Origin of the sequence: Cyanobium sp. BA20m-p-22 (assembly GCF_024346275.1) — a bacterium.
Taxonomy (GTDB): domain Bacteria; phylum Cyanobacteriota; class Cyanobacteriia; order PCC-6307; family Cyanobiaceae; genus Cyanobium_A.
Genome location: NZ_JAGQCQ010000074.1, coordinates 1 through 12518, shown reverse-complemented (window position 1 = coordinate 12518; position 12518 = coordinate 1). Strand labels below are relative to the sequence as shown.

Sequence of the window (12518 nt, the reverse complement as noted above, 5' to 3'; positions counted from 1 at the left end):
TGAAGCACATCCTGGTGCGCCATGAGCAGGGCGGCACCCATGCCGCCGATGCCTATGCCCGCGCAACAGGCAAGGTGGGCGTGTGCTTCGGCACCTCTGGCCCCGGCGCCACCAACCTGGTCACCGGGATCGCCACCGCCCAGATGGACTCGGTGCCGATGGTGGTGATCACCGGGCAGGTGCCGCGGGCCTCGATTGGCACCGACGCCTTCCAGGAAACTGACATCTTTGGCATCACCCTGCCGATCGTGAAGCACTCCTGGGTGGTGCGCGATCCCAGGGACATCGGCCGGATTGTGGCCGAGGCCTTTTTGATCGCTGCCACGGGCCGACCGGGTCCGGTGCTGATCGATGTGCCCAAGGATGTGGGGATTGAGGAGTTCCACTACACCCCTGTGGCGCCCGGGACGGCAATTCCGGCTGGCTTCAGGTTGCCCCCCGAACCCGATCCCGAGGCAGTCGCCGCTTCCCTGGCCCTGATTCGCCAGGCTCGCCGGCCCCTGCTCTACGTGGGTGGTGGGGCGATCAGCAGCGGCGCCCACGCCGCCGTGAAGCAGCTGGCGGAGCGTTTCCGCTTGCCCGTCACCACCACCTTGATGGGCAAGGGTGCCTTCGATGAGAAGCATCCCCAGTCGGTGGGCATGCTCGGCATGCATGGCACCGCCTACGCAAACTTTGCCGTCACCGAGTGCGACCTGCTGATCGCCACCGGTGCCCGCTTCGACGACCGGGTCACTGGACGGCTGGACGGTTTCGCCCCCCGGGCCCAGGTGATCCACATCGATATCGACGCGGCTGAGATGGGCAAGACACGCCTGCCGGACGTGGCGCTCGTGGCCGATGTGCAGGCCGCCCTCGCTGCCCTTCTGGCCGCCTCTGCCCAGGACAGCTCGGAGGGCCGCACCGAGGCCTGGTTGCAGCGCATCGATAGCTGGAAGCAGAACTATCCCCTGGTGGTGCCCGCCCCCGAGGGCGAGATAGCCCCCCAGGAGGTGATGGTGGCCCTGCAAGAGCTGGCTCCCGATGCTTTCTACACCACTGATGTGGGCCAACACCAGATGTGGGCTGCCCAGTTCCTACACAATGGCCCGAGGCGCTGGATCAGCTCGGCTGGCTTGGGCACCATGGGCTTCGGCATGCCCGCAGCCATGGGCGTGCAGACCGCCTTCCCGGATGAGCAGGTGATCTGTGTCGCCGGCGACGCCAGCATCCTGATGAATATCCAGGAGTTGGGCACCCTCAGCCAATACAACCTGCCGGTGAAGGTGGTGGTGATTAACAACGGCTGGCAGGGCATGGTGCGCCAGTGGCAGGAGAGCTTTTACGGGGAGCGCTATTCCGCCTCCGAGATGACGGGTGGCATGCCGGACTTTGCGGCCCTGGCGGAGTCTTTCGGGGTGCGGGGTGTCTGCATCAAGGAGCGTTCCAGCATGCGCCAGCAGCTTCAGGAGGCCTTTGACCATCCCGGACCTGCCTTCATCGACGTGAAGGTGCGCCGCAATGAAAACTGCTACCCGATGGTGCCACCGGGGGCCAGCAATGCCCAGATGGTGGGCTTGCCCAGCCATCCGGAGCTGGCGATCGACACCAGTCGCCACTGCCATGCCTGCGGTAGCACCACCGAAAGTGCCCACCTGTTCTGCCCCAGCTGCGGTGCCAAGTTGTGATGGCTCTTGCCGCCCTGCTGGTGGCTCTGCTGATCTGGCCCGCCGGCGTAGGTGCGGCGGAAATACTGCAGGTTCGGGGCGGCAGTCTGCTCCAGCTCGGGGATCAAAATCGCAGTTATACGGTTCAGCTGGCCTGCATCACTGTGTCGGCTGACCACGAGATCGAGGCGATTGCCTGGCTGCGTCAGGCCGCACCTCGGCGCACCAAGGTAAATCTGCGTCCTATGGGCCAGGACCAGGGCGTGCTGCTGGCCCGGGTTCAGCCCCTGGCCGCGGCCACCGACCTAGGCAGCGGCCTGCTCGCGGCCGGCTTGGCCGAGCCGCGAGCAGGATCTGGTGATGCCTGCCCATGAGCCTGAACCGCACGGCCAAGGGCATTGTGCTTGTGCCCTCCCTCCTGCTGGGAGGGGCCTTTCTGGCGGCGGGGGTCTGGAGTGATGGGCCAGCAGCCAGCAACAGGATGCTGGCCCTAACCCTCGGGGGCGTGCTGATGGGAGCCGGTCTGCTGGCCCAGCTGTTGCCCGAGGCTGACCCCGAGCCAGGCGATCACGACTGAGGGGGCTAGCGCCTACTTCTTCGGTTGCTGCTTGTTAGCCTGTGGGCAGTGAACTGGGCGATCACCTCATCGACAAATTTTTTGTCAGCATCAGTGATCTTGGCGTAGCAGCCCTGCTTTACCCGGCCGACGATCTGCACGATCGTGCCGTTGACGATCTGGGAAGCTTCGAGTTTGCCGGTGCCGGCAATCTCGCTGCCGTAGACGCTGGTCACCAAGTAGGTGATCGCCTTGGCATTGGAGATCACGGCGTTCTGCGCCGGCACCTTCCGCGCCCCCGCCAGCTCGCACACGTTAACGGCGGCGGCCAGTGCCAGGTCGTTCATTCGAACGATTGGAGCCATTGAAGATTTGCGAAAACGGGATGCGGGGGAGAAGGCTACACCGGCTGACAATGCCGGTTTTTTTATTTCTTCTATAAAGGAAAGGTCGGCCTGATTTAATTTGGAGCCGCAGCCCTGCGACACCTCGGCTGTAGATGCTATAAGGCTGTCATTGACTAGCTGCTGTGACGCAAGTTTTCCCGCTCCCGAAATGATCCCATTGTAATTAGCGTTGACAACATATGTTGATGCCTTGGCTGATGTGGTTAATGTTTTTTGGATCTCTAGGCCTTCGTTTCTCGCAAGTTCGCAACTATTGACAGCTGCTATGAGGGTCAAATCATTTATCAAATCTTGAGGCGCACCTCCTTTTTCACTTTTTTCCTTGCTTAGAGGTTCGACATTAGGCGAGATTGGTTTGTTGACGGTTTGAGGTGTGACTTGTGTACTATTAGCGAAATTCTCCACTGATTGAAACAAGTCAATCGGTATGCCCTGATTGGATCCCGTTTTCACGGCTACTCCTTGCTGTTCGGTGAGCTGGCTATCTGTTTCAGCTCTGCCATGAATACCCACAAGCAGCCCTCTAGCATCCATCACTGGCCCTCCACTCATTCCTGGCAATGTTGGGTTGGAATACAGCAATTCATATCCACTGACAGAGCCCTTGGAAGTGCTGGCAATACTGAGACCCTCAAGAAATCGGAAAAGACGTGAGGGAACAGCAGATGTCGGCAATGGAAACCCACCCACATAAAGCCTTGAGCCGATATTAATTTCTAGACCACGTCCAAGTCGGGCAATTGCATAATTTTCGTCGCTTGCAAACGTCAAGGAAGCTAGGTCTGCCCCATTAATCTGGCGGATGCTGCTGCTATCTACTGCATGAGCGCGGGCATCTGATGTATATACCGCGAGCTCTTCTCCTGGCCTTTGTCCGGCTACCACATGCCAAGCCGTCAGCACCGTGTAGCGGTTGCCATCTCGCTTCACCAGCACTCCCGAACCTTGCGTAGCCCCCTCGATGCGGACCGTGATGACCTGGGCAACCTTGGCAACGGATTCAGCGCTCTGTGCCGCTGCTGGCTGCTGGGTGGCCGCACTCACCAGCGTTACTACTGCACAGCCGAGCATCATCTGCAGCAGTACCGCAGCTCCTGCTCCTGCCAACCGTCTTGCCAAGTCCATCAATGCTCCAGTGCCTCTACCAGGAGCGTTGTGAGGGTTTCCTTTCCGTTGCTTCGTTCCTAGCAGAGTTGCACTCCACCCCGCTCAGGCTGCTCAACTGCTCGCCTCCAGGAACCGCAACAGCCTTCAGCTCTGCCTTGATCACCTCGGTCGAGATCCCCAGTGACACCAGCTCCAGCTTGCTGTTGAGCTGCTCTTCCACCGCCTTACCGCCCTGATCGCGCCATACCCCTGGCCACAGCGGATTGGCGTGGGCGCCATTGATGCCGATCAGCTCTCCGCCAACAAACACCCCACCACCGCTCATCCCCTTCTGCACTGCTGCGGTGTAGGCCAGATCAAAGCCACCTTCCAATGGTTTTTTGAGGAGTGGCAGCAGCAGGCCCTCGTTTTCGCTGTAGGGCGGGCCATCAGGGCTCGCTTGCAGTTGCGTCGGGTAGCCCGCTGCGATCACCAGCGGCAGTTGGCTTGCATCCAGCCTTTGCGGTGCCAGCGGCGCCACCATCAGCGCATCTTTACCGCTGCGCGGCAGCCACACCAACGCAAGATCGAGCTCCTGGGTGCGTTTGCCTTTCCTGGCGGGCAGCACCAAAGCCGCAGTCGACTTCCGGTCCGCCCCCACCACACACACAGTTTTCTGCGGCTGAACCACGTGACGGTTGCTCACCACCCAGTGGCCGCCGGGCCCATTACCCACCAAAATCCCTGATCCCAGTTGGTTGCCTGCCGGATCACGCAGCAGCACCGTCACCGCCTGCCGCTTCGTCGCCGCCGTGACGATGGGTTTGCTGGGTTGTTGCGGGTCCGCATGGGCGCAGTTAGCACACACCACCAGAGCCGTGGTGCCGAGTGCCTTGATAAGGGTCTTCACCAGAGGGCGTTGTTGCCCTGTGCAGGAGCCGGAGAACTAACAGGTGCGGCGCCGCTGCTTGCATTGGCCTGGGCGGTGCTCAGAAGCTCATCGAGGCTCACGTACAGCCGGCTGTTGGTCTCGTTCAGCGGACCGCGCGCCTTGACACGGATCTCCAGAAGGTTCTTCAAGGTGGAGGTGGCGTCTTGCCCTGGCTTTAGGGTAAAGAGCAGCCCATCACAGGCACCCCCTTTATTGCGCGCAGTGCAAATGACCGGCTGGCCGTTCATTCGCCCGGTGGTGATGTAGGAGAGCCGGCCCTGCTTGAGGAAGCTATCAAAGCGGGAAGACACCTCCTGGCAGCGGCGTTGCTGGCTCCAGCCCGCATCGTTGAACACGCTGCTGGTCCAGCGGATAACCGGCACCTGACGGCCATCGCCGGTCATCACGTTGGTGGCAGGTGCTCCAGAGGAGCTGCCGCACAAAAAACTACGCGCACTCACCCCGGCTTCAGCCGGCTGGAGGGTCAGGCCAGGAGCAAGGACGCAGCAGGCGGCGGCCAGTGTTTCAAGAACTGCAACGCGTCCCATTGCACGGCCTATAAAAGATACCTAATCTTATTCTCCTGCCCCTGCATCCGTCAAGCCAACTCGGCCGCCAGCGCGTTATAGCGGCGGCTCAGAACAGCGGTTGGACCCGGTAAGGCGTTGATCCAGTCGCCCCCCCGGGTGCTGACGGCTGAGGCAGCTGACTTGCCGGTGGCGGCGGCGGCGGGCTCCAGCTTCGCTGCGGCGGCGGATCTGCTTCGGCTGGCCCGCTTCCCTGGCTTGAGGGTATCTCTTCACCACCAGGGCTCCCTGGTCTGGATGCGAGGGCATCGAGGCGCTCGCGCAAGCGGCTCGCCTCGGCCGCAGAGAAGCTGCGCGGTGGTACGCCATCGAGTTCCTGCCGGGCCGCACTGAGCTGAGAGGCCAGTTTCTCACCACCGCGTTCTTCGGCATTGTTCAAAGCCTGGCTTGCCCGCTCCAGCCGTGCCAGATCGGAATCCTCCTGCGCCAGGGTCGTTCTGCCCTGCTGCGCCGTGATCTGGAGCTGGTCTCGCTGTCGCTGCTGCTCTGGGGTGAGGGTGTCGCCGCTGAGCTTGAGAAGCTCTCGTTCCAGCTGCTCCACGGCCCTTCGGTATTCCTCCAAGCTCTGAGCCCTCCGCAGCTCCTGTTCGGCATTTTGGGAGGCCAACAGCGCTTGCATTGTGGCTGAGGGGCCCTGCTGAGTTGGGCAGAGGCCGAGTTGGACGCAAAACGGGGGCATCTTGACCAACACGCCCACGCTGGCAGCGCCTACGGCTGTGACCGCCGCGATGCCAACCAGCTTGGACAGCCGATGACCAGGCCGTGCAGCTGAAGTCACAGGCAGTGACTGAGGCACTGGGGGCTGTGGCTGAATCAGGCCCTGTCGCTGCTTCGTCTGGGGGTGAGAGGAGGGAGTAAGAAGAGGTTCGATAGGAACCTTTTGGGCGGTTTGCTGAGGGACCGTCTCACTGGGAAGGTCGAGGAAGCCGGCAAGCACCTCAGCCAGTGCATCGATCACAGGCGGGGCAAAGGTTGCCTGCATTGCTTGCAGCAGGGCATGGCTCTCCACGGAGCCGCCTCCACTGCCGGGCTTGGTGGCCAGGTGCTGGAACGCCGGTCTGGTGACCAGATCCTTCAGCGGCAGGACCAACTCGCCGTTTCCGGCCGCGAGATCAGCCGCAACGGCCTGCAGCGCCTTCGGCTGGGGCAGTTGAGGGTCCTGCTGGCGGATGTAGACGGCAAGGCGGCCGCCGATGGCTCTGCATTGTCTGCGCTGCTCAGGGTTCACGCGATGTGGGGGCAGACTTTAGGTATCACACCCTATGAGGCGAGCATCTGCGGACCAACTCCTTCCGCGATGACATTGAACATCATGGTGAGCAGCCAGGCAACGACATCAAAAAATGAATAGCTGGGCCCTCAATAACGCTTGACGCCCTAAGCTTCCTTGCCTACAGTTGAAAAAATCAATTAAGATAGTGAAAATATCTTCATGATATTAATTGCATGCGGAGCGGTTTCGATGCTCATTCAAAATAGCTCAGCAAAGGCTGAATGCATTGCAAAGTTCATCAATCAATCCCCCTCGATTGAGGGAGGGAGCAGGCCGGCTTTTGTCATGCCACGAGGCAAGATCGTTCCGCAGATCACTGAGCGAGTTTTGACCGGCGGCGGCTATCTCGAAGAAAGGACCTTTGGTCCTACCCAGTACATACAGACCAGCAGAGGCCCAGCTGTTTGCTTTTACAAAGACTATTGCTACCCAGCCAAAGACATAAAGCTGTCAGGATGTGCAATAGGTCAACCCAATCAAGCCACTCAGATTAGGCTTCTCAATCCTGCTTCTAGGTAGATTAGTCTAGGCTCAAAGTCCACAGAATTAGAATCAAGTATTCGAACAGTATTTTGCGAAAACCCCACAGGAGGAGCTTTTTGACCTCTTAAGCGGTGAGTACGCTCAGTTCGAAAAACAGTTTCAGCGAATTAGCGGATCAGAGCTCCCAATATCAGGCAGGCTGCCCGAGGGGGGCTGCGCGGCGACAATTAGGTAGGCGGGCGCGTCGTAGTTGACACCGGGCAGGGGGCCTACTGTCCCTGCCGGTCCCCACCGTAAGCGCGAGGACCGCACCAGAACTATTGGGACAGGCTTCCATTAGACCCTCGGCTTGAGTAGGCGACATGAATGTCACGCATAAATCCTCCTACGCCTATTCTAAGATAACCCTAAAGCTACCCAAATTCAATTCATAGCAATGGATCTGAGCGAGATAATGGCTCATGCAGAAGAACAAGACTTTTCGCCCATATCAGCCGGACCAAACCTCCCTGCTGCCGCCATCACAGAGGGAGTGGCTTTCTAAAGACAATTTGGTGTGCTTGCTGCTTGCTGGTCCTGGCAGATGAGCTGGTATTCTCCACCATCTTGAATCCAGCGCACGTCAAGAATTCCTGGGCGAGAGGAGCTATAAAATCCAGAGCTAGCTGCTGGCGGCGGTGAGCTCGTTATCCGAGAATTAAAGCTGCATATTACATAGCACTCCTCCTCAGTTGGCAGAGTCTCGAAGCCCCTTCGCTCGCCCTGGAGTGAATTTCCCCGACCAAGAGTGATAGACCCTAATCCGGTTGCGAACAGTCTGGAAGTTGGAGCGCCCAGATCTCTCTTTGCTTTCGGTACAGTGCTCTTTTTCAACAAGAAGAAGAAACTCAATATCAGATATTGCAGCTTCGAGATCTTGCTTAAGCTTTTCTTGCTTTAAGAAGCGCTTCCCAATCAGGCTAGCAGTAGCAGCGCCAATGGCCGTGGAGAGGATTGATCCAAATGCAGAGATAATGGCAGACTGAATCTCTGGGTTCATATAAAGAACTGACATGGCCAATGATTCGCGGTAAGTGAAGTTGGAACTGCTATTCAAGGGAGAGAGGCCAATGCTGCCAACTATGGGCGCTGAAATCACTGGCAGAACTTATCCCAGTAGCCTTGAGCACGTGCAAACCTCAGGCGAAGAGATGCTGCGAAATCCTTGCAGCTTCCGTCTCGGTCACCTAGCTGACCCTTCGCGAGTCCGCGAGCAGTGTAAGCAGATGCAAATCTTGGTTCGATACTGATGGCCTGATCGTAATCAGAAATTGCCCCCCGGTAATCGCCAAGCTCATCCTTCAAGATTGCGCGATTATTGTAAGCAATTGCATTGCGCGGTTTGATACTAATGGCCTGATCAAAATCGGCAATTGCATTCCGAGTGTCGCCTAGGAGGCGCTTCACGGCTCCGCGCTCACTGTAAGCATATTCATTGCGTGGGTTGATACCAATGGCCTGATCAAAGTCAGCAATTGCCCCTCGGTAATCACCAAGGCGACCCTTCGTGTGTCCGCGAGCAGCGTAAGCACGTGCATTGCGCGGTTTGATACTGATGGCCTGATCATAATCAGAAATTGCCCCCCGGTAATCGCCAAGGCGATCCTTCGCAACGGCGCGATTAATGTAAGCATTTGAATTGCGCGGGTCGATACTAATGGCCTGGTTGTAGTCGCCAATTGCTCCTTGAATGTCTTTTAAGCCTATCTTGGCGAGACCGCGTAAAAAGTAACCTGATGAACTCTGCTGCTGTGCCAGTGCCAGGGTGGAGAGCCGGATCATCTCTTGGTCCTGGCCTTTGGTTCCTACCAGCCACGCCTGGGCCAGATAGTCATCCGCAGTTCTGGCGGTGGCGGTGGCGACGTCAACTGGTGCACTACCGCTGGCTGCAGACATGGCCTGGGCGTAGTAGGCGATCGGCACGCCCTGGTTGGTGCCGGTCTTCACGGCAACGCCTTGTTGCTCGCTCATCTGCGCATCCGTTTCACCCTGGCCGTGGATGCCCACAACTTCGCCGCGGCTGTTGAAAACAGGGCCGCCGCTCATGCCGGGAAGTGTGGGGTTGGAATACAGCAGTTGATAGCCGTTGGGGATCACAACCTGTGCATTAGCGATCACTTGGCCATCAAGAAAGCGGAGCAGTCGGCTGGGAACTGCCGTGCTCGGCAGCGGAAAACCCGATATAAAAATGGCTCCACCCATCTGCACACTGCCCCGATCGCCGATGCGAGCGGTTTGGTAGGCCATGGTGCTGGAGAAGGTGAGCACCGCCAGATCCACATTGCTCAGTCGGCGGATGCTGCCTGCTTCCAGTGGATGCGGCCTTCCATCGGGCGTGTAGATCGCCAGCTCCTCGCCCGGGCGCTGAGCGCTCACCACATGCCAGGCGGTGAGCACGGTGTAGCGGTTGCCATCGCGCTGCATCAGCACCCCCGAGCCCTGGGTGGCACCTTCAATGCGCACCGTAATGGCTTGAGCGACCTTGGCGACTGCTTCTCCACTCTGTGCCTGGGCTGGTGCAGGGGAAACCAGCAGGGTGGCGCTGAAGACCGTAGTGCCCAGCAGCAGCGGTTGTGAGACAGGGAGGAGCACTGCAGCGACCAGTGCAGGTAGGCGGGGCATCGTGGCTTGGTCAATGGCTCGAGCAAACCTAAGACGCACATAGACTTTTCACATACTTGGCGCTCAAGCGCCACTACTTCTGAGAAGGGGGCGTGGTGGCTATGGAGGTTATTGGCACACCTTCGGAAGATATCTTTGCGCAACGGGCGACCCAAGTGATGCGGACTTGCGCGTATCTTCACAAGCTCCATATCGGTCACCAAGCTGTAACTTCGCAAGCCCTCGAGCACCCCAAGCATTAGCATGTTGCGGATTGATGGCAATCGCTTGGTTGTAGTCAGCAATTGCTCCTTGCTTATCGCCTAAGTCATCTTTGGCATTGCCGCGGTTGTAGTAGGCTTTAAAATGTTGAGGATTGATGGCAATCGCTTGGTTGTAGTCAGCAATTGCTCCTTGCTTATCGCCTAAATCACGCTTGATATTGCCGCGGTTGTTGTAGGCTTGAGCAAGTTGCGGATTGATGGCAATCGCTTGGCTGTAGTCAGCAATTGCTCCTTGCTTGTCGCCTAAGTCATTCTTGGCATAAGCACGATTGAAATACGCCTCTGCACTCTGCCTGATTGCCAAAGCCTGGGTTGCCAATCTGATGACCTCCTGCTCGCTTCCTTTTTTACCTGATAACCCCTTGGCTTGGGCAAGGTAGTCATCAGCCGTGAGCGCCTGGGCGGAAGAAGTAGTAACAGCTTCGCCAGAAGCGTATTGCTTATAATAACTAATAGGCATGCCTTGATTGGTGCCAGTTGCGATTGCCTTGCCACTGCTTTCACTGATTTGGTCTGCTTTTTCTGCTTTGCCGTGAATGCCAACAAGCCGCCCCTGAGCATTGAGCACAGCGCCACCACTAACACCTGGCAACGTCTGGTTGTCATAAAGCAGTTGGTATCCGTCAGGTATCGCAACCATCGCATTGGCAATCACGTCGCCCTTCATAAAGCGGAAAACACGACTTGGCACCGCAGAAGTCGGCAACGGGTAGCCCGACACATAGATGCTGCTGCCACTACTCACGCTTTTTACATCACCAACTGATGCCACTTCATAGGAGCTTGAGCTTGTAAAGGTCAGCACTGCCATGTCCACCTGTCCCAACCGCTTGATGCTTCCCTGCTCTAGCTTGTACCTTTGCCCATCAGGCGTGTAGATATCCAGCTCTTCTCCAGGGCGCTGCCCGCTCACCACGTGCCAGGCAGTCAGCACGGTGTAGCGGTTGCCATCACGCTTCACCAGCACACCGGAGCCCTGGGTGGCGCCTTCTATACGAACGGTGATGGTCTGGGCAACCTTGGCAACTGCTTCTGCACTCTGTGCCATGGCGGGTGCCTGGACTAGCAGAATTGCAGATGTGGGAATGGCTGCACTCAGAAGCAGGGGTTGAGCGGCAGGAAGGAACAGAGCCGCGACTAAAGAAGATAAGCGACGTATCTTAGCTTGTAATTTGACCATAGCAAACCTATCATTACACAATAAAGTTCAACGGAGTCCTGGCCTTTCACTAGCAGGCAGCCGATAGGCTCGGGGCAGCCTGCTCGGCGGGGTGGGTGAAGCAGGATCATGTGAGGCGCATGGGCTTCATGCCCTTTTAATATTGAATCCCATAGCGTGACTACCGATTATGAATCCGGCAGCCATCGTCTCCCTCACGCAGTCGTGCATCGTCAGACATCGTAATGAGAGACATGATATTGGGCAAATTATAGCCAACTTTTTGGCTGCCTGGTGCGCATGGGAAGCCTTAAGAACACGCTTCATAAGGGTGATCATCCACAAGCAAGGATGGCTGATTAATGATGCCGACGCCGCTCTGAAGATCGTCAGACTGAGCAGCACGCAAAGCGCAGTCTGGCTGTTGTTACGACTTGGATTGACAGAACCGAGCCAATGGCGAGGGGAAAGTGGCCAGACCTGGAGGGTTCTACTCTCTATAGAACCTCTACGACATCGGCTTACTCATGGTTTTCAAACCGCCGACCCAAAACTCATCTTGGTAGCAACAGAAGTTATTCTAGCGGCCCTCACGAACCAGCATTGGCTTGAAAGCCTGGAGGTGCCTGTCTGCGACAAGCGGAAATCACAAAATAAGCTTGGATCTATTATGTCACCTCGCACCACTCTTTCCAATAACCATAGACGCTCGAGGCAGGAATTATTTCAGATACTAGAAGTTAGCGAGGGGATTTCGAAATCCACTCTTCCGTCACTAAGCCAACTTCAAAGACGTGCCGAAAAGATGAAAGGAGTATCACCTTCGTCAACTGCCAGCAGCATAGATATTTGATGATGCCAGCAGCTGATAGAGAAAGCCTTTTTGCACCTCTCCCTCAGGCAAGGATGCCATCGAACCAGCCGAGCAGCTCGAACCTCGGGGAATGCACGATCGGCAAGCAGGGTGATGGCAAAGAAATCAGCCAGGAGCTGATCGGCCGTCTCCAGCCGAGCAATCGAGACCTCAGTGCTGACACTGGCGCTGTGGGATGCTCCAGCGTTCGCCAAACGAGCGGGACGGCTCTGCCATGGGCCACCTGATCACAACGCTCCGATGGCAGCAGGTTGCGGCGATGGCAGGGGTGCCCATGTTGGCCGCCGCGACGACTGCGCAACCCAACGCGCCTGGCTTTGGTGCTGCCACTACCAGCACCACCGCCAAATCCCTCTGGCCGGGTCAATCACTGGAGGGCGGCTTGGAGGAATTACGCGAGCTGCGACCTCTCTGCTCCTCCAGCTGGGCGACAAGGGCGGCCAGTGCAAACAGCTGAACGATGAGCTGCTTGCCCGGTGTCAACTACGTAGGCGGGTCGCGTCAATTACGTAGGCGGGTAGGAGCCCCCACCCCCCTGCCATGGCAGGGGGGTGGGCCGCGCTTTTGCTGGGGCCGGTTGGCGGGTAATTGA

The 12518-nt window shown here is 58.0% G+C and carries 13 protein-coding genes; 5 read left to right on the top strand and 8 right to left on the bottom strand.

The window, feature by feature from the left end; translation table 11 throughout:
• From ilvB to KBZ15_RS08390, 3 genes are all read left to right on the top strand, one after another.
• Positions 1-1667 (top strand): biosynthetic-type acetolactate synthase large subunit (ilvB, locus tag KBZ15_RS08400; protein ID WP_255014743.1); only part of this gene is annotated, 1667 nt, incomplete at its 5' end.
• On the top strand, positions 1667-2020 hold the full coding sequence (locus KBZ15_RS08395; protein ID WP_255014742.1) for a hypothetical protein: 354 nt from the start codon (positions 1667-1669) through the stop codon (positions 2018-2020). The genes ilvB and KBZ15_RS08395, both read left to right, overlap by 1 nt.
• Complete coding sequence (locus tag KBZ15_RS08390) at positions 2017-2223, top strand: GIVxVP protein (RefSeq protein ID WP_255014741.1); 207 nt, start codon at positions 2017-2019, stop codon at positions 2221-2223. The genes KBZ15_RS08395 and KBZ15_RS08390 overlap by 4 nt, the downstream gene beginning before the upstream one ends.
• Before the next feature lie 5 nt (positions 2224-2228).
• Here KBZ15_RS08390 and KBZ15_RS08385 read toward each other — a convergent pair whose 3' ends face one another.
• The 4 genes from KBZ15_RS08385 to KBZ15_RS08370 form a co-directional block, all read right to left on the bottom strand.
• Complete coding sequence (locus KBZ15_RS08385) at positions 2229-3734, bottom strand: serine protease (protein ID WP_255014740.1); 1506 nt, start codon at positions 3732-3734, stop codon at positions 2229-2231.
• Positions 3735-3750: 16 nt separating this feature from the next.
• Positions 3751-4605: a serine protease gene (locus tag KBZ15_RS08380; RefSeq protein WP_255014739.1), complete on the bottom strand. Its 855-nt coding sequence runs from the start codon at positions 4603-4605 to the stop codon at positions 3751-3753.
• A complete protein-coding gene (locus KBZ15_RS08375; RefSeq protein ID WP_255014738.1) occupies positions 4602-5174 on the bottom strand; it encodes a COP23 domain-containing protein in 573 nt (190 codons plus the stop codon). Before KBZ15_RS08375 ends, KBZ15_RS08380 begins: the two co-directional genes overlap by 4 nt.
• 88 nt (positions 5175-5262) lie before the next feature.
• A complete protein-coding gene (locus KBZ15_RS08370; RefSeq protein ID WP_255014737.1) occupies positions 5263-5820 on the bottom strand; it encodes a hypothetical protein in 558 nt (185 codons plus the stop codon).
• 390 nt (positions 5821-6210) lie between these two features.
• On the opposite strand from KBZ15_RS08370, the gene KBZ15_RS08365 reads away from it, so the two are divergent.
• Positions 6211-6564: a hypothetical protein gene (locus KBZ15_RS08365; RefSeq protein WP_255014736.1), complete on the top strand. Its 354-nt coding sequence runs from the start codon at positions 6211-6213 to the stop codon at positions 6562-6564.
• A 1132-nt stretch (positions 6565-7696) separates the two neighbouring features.
• On the opposite strand, the gene KBZ15_RS08360 is transcribed toward KBZ15_RS08365, so the two are convergent.
• From KBZ15_RS08360 to KBZ15_RS08350, 3 genes are all read right to left on the bottom strand, one after another.
• A complete protein-coding gene (locus tag KBZ15_RS08360) occupies positions 7697-8065 on the bottom strand; it encodes a hypothetical protein (protein ID WP_255014735.1) in 369 nt (122 codons plus the stop codon).
• A 38-nt stretch (positions 8066-8103) separates the two neighbouring features.
• Entirely contained in the window at positions 8104-9630 is a 1527-nt protein-coding gene (locus tag KBZ15_RS08355) for a tetratricopeptide repeat-containing serine protease family protein (protein WP_255014734.1), read from the bottom strand.
• A 108-nt stretch (positions 9631-9738) separates the two neighbouring features.
• On the bottom strand, positions 9739-10941 hold the full coding sequence (locus KBZ15_RS08350; protein WP_255014733.1) for a tetratricopeptide repeat-containing serine protease family protein: 1203 nt from the start codon (positions 10939-10941) through the stop codon (positions 9739-9741).
• Positions 10942-11242: 301 nt separating this feature from the next.
• On the opposite strand from KBZ15_RS08350, the gene KBZ15_RS08345 reads away from it, so the two are divergent.
• Positions 11243-11905, top strand: a complete 663-nt coding sequence (locus KBZ15_RS08345; protein WP_255014732.1) for a hypothetical protein — start codon at positions 11243-11245, stop codon at positions 11903-11905.
• A gap of 384 nt (positions 11906-12289) precedes the next feature.
• On the opposite strand, the gene KBZ15_RS18645 is transcribed toward KBZ15_RS08345, so the two are convergent.
• Positions 12290-12409 (bottom strand): DUF6444 domain-containing protein, encoded by a 120-nt coding sequence (locus KBZ15_RS18645; protein WP_396123421.1) that lies wholly within the window; start codon positions 12407-12409, stop codon positions 12290-12292.
• Between the last annotated feature and the right edge of the window lie 109 nt (positions 12410-12518).

Coding starts and splice junctions, on each gene's coding strand:
- KBZ15_RS08395 (WP_255014742.1), top strand. CDS start 1,667: ATGGCTCTTGCCGCCCTGCTGGTGGCTCTGCTGATCTGGCCCGCCGGC.
- KBZ15_RS08390 (WP_255014741.1), top strand. CDS start 2,017: ATGAGCCTGAACCGCACGGCCAAGGGCATTGTGCTTGTGCCCTCCCTC.
- KBZ15_RS08385 (WP_255014740.1), bottom strand. CDS start 3,734: ATGGACTTGGCAAGACGGTTGGCAGGAGCAGGAGCTGCGGTACTGCTG.
- KBZ15_RS08375 (WP_255014738.1), bottom strand. CDS start 5,174: ATGGGACGCGTTGCAGTTCTTGAAACACTGGCCGCCGCCTGCTGCGTC.
- KBZ15_RS08365 (WP_255014736.1), top strand. CDS start 6,211: ATGGCTCTCCACGGAGCCGCCTCCACTGCCGGGCTTGGTGGCCAGGTG.
- KBZ15_RS08355 (WP_255014734.1), bottom strand. CDS start 9,630: ATGCCCCGCCTACCTGCACTGGTCGCTGCAGTGCTCCTCCCTGTCTCA.
- KBZ15_RS08350 (WP_255014733.1), bottom strand. CDS start 10,941: ATGGCACAGAGTGCAGAAGCAGTTGCCAAGGTTGCCCAGACCATCACC.
- KBZ15_RS08345 (WP_255014732.1), top strand. CDS start 11,243: ATGAATCCGGCAGCCATCGTCTCCCTCACGCAGTCGTGCATCGTCAGA.